The organism is Solirubrobacter phytolaccae, from assembly GCF_027587195.1.
Lineage (GTDB): Bacteria > Actinomycetota > Thermoleophilia > Solirubrobacterales > Solirubrobacteraceae > Solirubrobacter > Solirubrobacter phytolaccae.
Genome location: NZ_JAPDDP010000145.1, coordinates 1 through 4,207 on the forward strand (window position 1 = coordinate 1; position 4,207 = coordinate 4,207).

Consider the following 4,207-nt stretch of genomic DNA (forward strand, 5'->3'; position numbering starts at 1 on the left):
ACGTCGGCGAGGCCCCCGCGCAGCTGCCGCACGCGGGCGCAGCCGGCGATCGCCGTGGCGGCGCGCCGGCGGACGCGGCCGCCAGCGCGCCAGCGGACGCGGCCGCCGCGCTCGACGATCCGGGCTGCTGGCCGTGGGCGCACCTGCACGCCGACGCGCTGGTCGGGCTCGGCCGGGCCGACGAGGCCGAGGCGGTGCTCGCCCGGCACGAGCGGATCGCCGACGCGCGCGGCGCCCGAGCCATGCGCGCGCGGCTCGCGCGGGTGCGCACGGCACTCCATCTGCTGCGCGACGAGCACGAGGCGGCCGACGCCGCCATCACGCTCGCGGCGGCCACGCTCCCCGAAGGGCTTCCGTACGAGCGGGCGCTGATCGGCTTCGTGCACGGGCGGCTGCTCCGTCGCAGCGGGCACCGGCGCGAAGCGGCGCACGTGCTCGCGGAGACGCGGGAGCAGCTCGCCGCCCTGGGCGCGCGGCCGCTGCTGGAGCGCTGCGTGCGCGAACTCGACGCGTGCGGGCTCGCCCCGATCAAGCGCGGCGCGGGCGTGGACCGCTCGCGCCTGACGCCGCAGGAGCGGTCGGTCGCGCACCTGGTCGCGACGGGCCGGAGCAACCGGGACGTGGCCGCCGAGCTGCTCGTGAGCGTGAAGACCGTCGAGCGGCACCTGACGAGCGTGTATCGCAAGCTCGGGGTCGGGTCGCGGACCGAGCTGACGGCGATCGAGATCACCCCGCGGCCTGAACGCTGACGGCGAACGCGCACCACGGTCAGCACTCGACGGGCGGCGTTTGATCGCGCGACGGGCGTGGAGAGGACGCCCGCGATGAGCGTCGTCGAAGCGATTCCCGCCGGCCGTCCCGGTGCACACGAGCAGATCCGGGTCGCCTCGGTGCCCGCCGGGCACGTCTATGTCCGTCATCTGAGCGATCCCGACGGCGACGACCGCGTCGTACGCCTGCCGGACATCCCGCCCGCGGACGGACGCATCGTCCCCGGTGGCTGGTGGCCGCCGGCGATGCTCGACGCCGCCTGGATCTGCGCGAACCACCACACGTTCGACGTCTTCCACGTGCACTTCGGCTTCGACGCCAAGACGCCGCAGGAGCTGACCGACGTCGTCCACGCGCTCGCCGCGGTCGACGTCCCGCTCATCGTCACCGTCCACGACCTGCGCAACCCGCACCATCCCGAGCCCGAGCTGCACGACGCGCAGCTCGGCGTGCTGGTCGAGCACGCCGCCGCCGTGCTCACGCTCACGCCCGGCGCGGCGGACGAGATCGCCCGCCGGTGGGATCGGCACGCGACCGTGCTCGCGCACCCGCACGTCGTCGACTGGGAGACGATGGCGCGTCCCCGGCCCGTTCATGAGGGCTTCGTCGTCGGCCTGCACGCGAAGAGCCTGCGGGCCAACATGGACGTGCTCGGCGTTGCGCGGGTGGCGGCCCACGCCGTCGGCGCGCTGCCGGGAGCGCGCCTCCAGCTCAACGTCCACCGCGAGGTGTTCGAGCCCGGCAACCACTTCTACGACCCTGAGACCGGCACGGCCCTGCGCGCGCTCGCCGCCGAGCACGCCGCCGTCGAGCTGCACGAGCACGACTTCTTCAGCGACGACGAGCTGTGGAACTACCTCGCGAGCCTGGACGTGTCGGTGCTCCCGTACCGCTTCGGCACGCACTCGGGCTGGCTGGAGGCGTGCGTGGACCTCGGCACGGCCGTCATCGCCCCGACCTGCGGGTTCTACGCCGACCAGCAGCCGATCCACAGCTACGCGCACGACGAGCACGGGTTGGATGAGACCTCGCTGACGAGCGCGATCCGCGCCGCCCACCGGCACCGCCCGGCGCTGCGCACCGCGATCACCGAGCGCCGCGAGCAGCGCCGCGCGCTCAGCGCCGCGCACGAAGCGGTCTACCGGCGAGTCCTGCGGTGAGGATCGGGATCATCGCCGCCGCTCGGTTCCCGATCGCCGAGCCGTTCGCGGGCGGGCTCGAGGCGCACGTCTGGGACCTCGCGGACCGGCTCCGGCGCCAGGACCACGACGTGACGCTGTTCGCCGGGCCGGGCTCGGACCCGCGTCTCGGCGTCGAGCTGCTCGACCTGCGCCGCCCGGCCTTGAGCGACGCGGCCCGGGCGGACGTGAGCATGACCGCGCCCGAGTGGCTCGACGAGCATCACGCCTACCTGCAGCTGATGGTCCGGCTCGCGCGCACCGCCGCGGACGACTTCGACGTCATCCACAACCACAGCCTGCATCACCTGCCGATCGCGATGGCGAGCACGTTGCCTGTGCCGATCGTCAGCACGCTGCACACCCCGCCGACGCCCTGGCTGGAGTCCGCGATCCAGGTCCAGGACACGTGCCCGGTCACGTTCGTCGCCGTCAGCGCGCACACCGCCGCGGCCTGGTCGCACCTGATCCCGGACGCGCACGTGATCCACAACGGCGTCGACGTCCACCGCTGGCGCCCCGGCTCGGGCGGCGGCCCCGCGGTGTGGTTCGGCCGGCTCGTGCCCGAGAAGGGCGCGCACCTGGCGATCGACGCCGCCGTCCTCGCCGGTCGGGAGCTCCGTCTCGCCGGCCCGATCTCCGACCGCACCTACTTCGAGCAGGAGATCCGCCCGCGGCTCACCCAACCCGGCATCGAGTACGTCGGCCATCGCACCCAGGCCCAGCTCGCCGAGCTCGTGGGCGACGCGTCCGTCGCGCTCGTCACCCCGTGCTGGGACGAGCCGTACGGCCTCGTCGTCGCCGAAGCGCTCGCGTGCGGCACCCCGGTCGCGGCCTTCGCGCGCGGCGCGCTCCCCGAGCTGCTCGACGACGCGTGCGGCCGTCTGGTCGAGCCCGGCGACGTCCGCGCGCTCGCCGCCGCCGTCGACGACGCGGCGCAGCTCTCCCGCGCCGCGGCTCGCCGCCACGCCGTCGAGGAGTGCTCGCTCGAGACGATGGTTGGCCGCTACGTCGAGCTGTACGGCACCCTCGCGCTGACCCCGGTCTGACGCGGCGGAGCCACCCGTTCGGGCACGTCGCGGTCGCCGGAGGTTCCGGATCGGGATAATGGTGTTCGCGCATGGTCACGGCTCCGCTCCCACCGTCGGGCCTCCTGGATCGTCGGCGTGAACGGGAGGCGCTGGATCAGCTGGCCGCCTCGGTGCGGGCCGGCCAGAGCCGCGTGCTCGTGCTCAGCGGCGAGGCGGGCGTCGGCAAGACCGCGCTGCTGGACTACCTCGCCACCAACGTCGACGGGTGCCGGATCGCGCGGGCCGCGGGTGTCGAGTCGGAGATGGAGCTGGCGTTCTCCGGCCTGCACGCGCTGTGCGTGCCGCTGCTCGGCCGCCTCCCGCACCTGCCGCGGCCCCAGCGCGACGCGCTGAACACGGCGTTCGGCCTGAACGCCGGGCCGCCGCCGGACCGCTTCCTCGTCGCGCTCGCCGTGCTCAGCCTGCTCGCCGAGGCCGCGGAGGAGCAGCCGCTGGTGTGCATCGTCGACGACGCCCAGTGGCTGGACCAGGTGTCCGCGCAGACGCTCGCGTTCGTGGGGCGCCGGCTGCTGGCGGAACGGGTCGCCCTCGTGTTCGGCCTGCGCACCTCCGGCACGGACGGCGAGCACGAGCTCGAAGGCCTGCCGGCGCTCGCGATCGACGGGCTGGCGGCCGCAGACGCGCGCCAGCTGCTGGACGCGACGTTCCCCGGCCCGCTGGACGAGCGGGTGCAGGACCGGATCCTCGGCGAGGCGGGCGGCAACCCGCTCGCGCTGCTGGAGCTGCCGCGCGGGCTGAAGCCGATGGCGGTCGCGGGCGGCTTCGGGCTGCCCGGCGAGATGCCGCTCACCGGCCGGCTCGAGCAGGGCTTCGTGCGCCGGCTGGAGCCGCTGCCGGGCGAGACGCGCCGACTGCTGCTGCTGGCGGCCGCGGAGCCCGTCGGCAACGTGACGCTGCTGTGGCAGGCGGCCGAGCGGCTCGGGATCGGGCCGGAGGCGTCGGGGCCGGCGCAGGCCGCCGGGCTGGTGGACATCGGCGCGCGCGTGCGCTTCCGCCACCCGCTCGTGCGCTCCGCCGCCTACCGCGCCGCCTCCGCGCCCGAGCGGCGCGAGGTGCACCGGGCGCTCGCCGACGCCACCGACGCCGAGCTCGACCCCGATCGCCGCGCGTGGCACGCCGCCCACGCGGCCGACGGCCCCGACGAGGCGGTCGCCGCCGAGCTCGAGC

Annotated in this window: 4 protein-coding genes; all 4 read left to right on the forward strand. The window is 75.4% G+C overall.

Annotated elements, in window-relative coordinates:
* Window positions 1-749: helix-turn-helix transcriptional regulator (locus tag OJ997_RS35950; protein ID WP_270030285.1), on the forward strand; the 749-nt coding region annotated here is incomplete at its 5' end.
* Window positions 750-824: 75 nt separating this feature from the next.
* Window positions 825-1,931 (forward strand): glycosyltransferase, encoded by a 1,107-nt coding sequence (locus OJ997_RS35955; RefSeq protein WP_270030286.1) that lies wholly within the window; start codon window positions 825-827, stop codon window positions 1,929-1,931.
* Window positions 1,928-2,998, forward strand: coding sequence for a glycosyltransferase family 4 protein (locus OJ997_RS35960; RefSeq protein ID WP_270030287.1), 1,071 nt, complete (start codon window positions 1,928-1,930; stop codon window positions 2,996-2,998). The genes OJ997_RS35955 and OJ997_RS35960 overlap by 4 nt, the downstream gene beginning before the upstream one ends.
* Window positions 2,999-3,069: 71 nt before the next feature.
* A partial coding sequence (locus OJ997_RS35965; RefSeq protein WP_270030288.1) for an AAA family ATPase occupies window positions 3,070-4,207 on the forward strand: 1,138 nt, incomplete at its 3' end.

Excerpts from the sequence above, each read along its gene's own strand:
- OJ997_RS35955 (WP_270030286.1), top strand. The coding sequence starts at position 825 with ATGAGCGTCGTCGAAGCGATTCCCGCCGGCCGTCCCGGTGCACACGAG.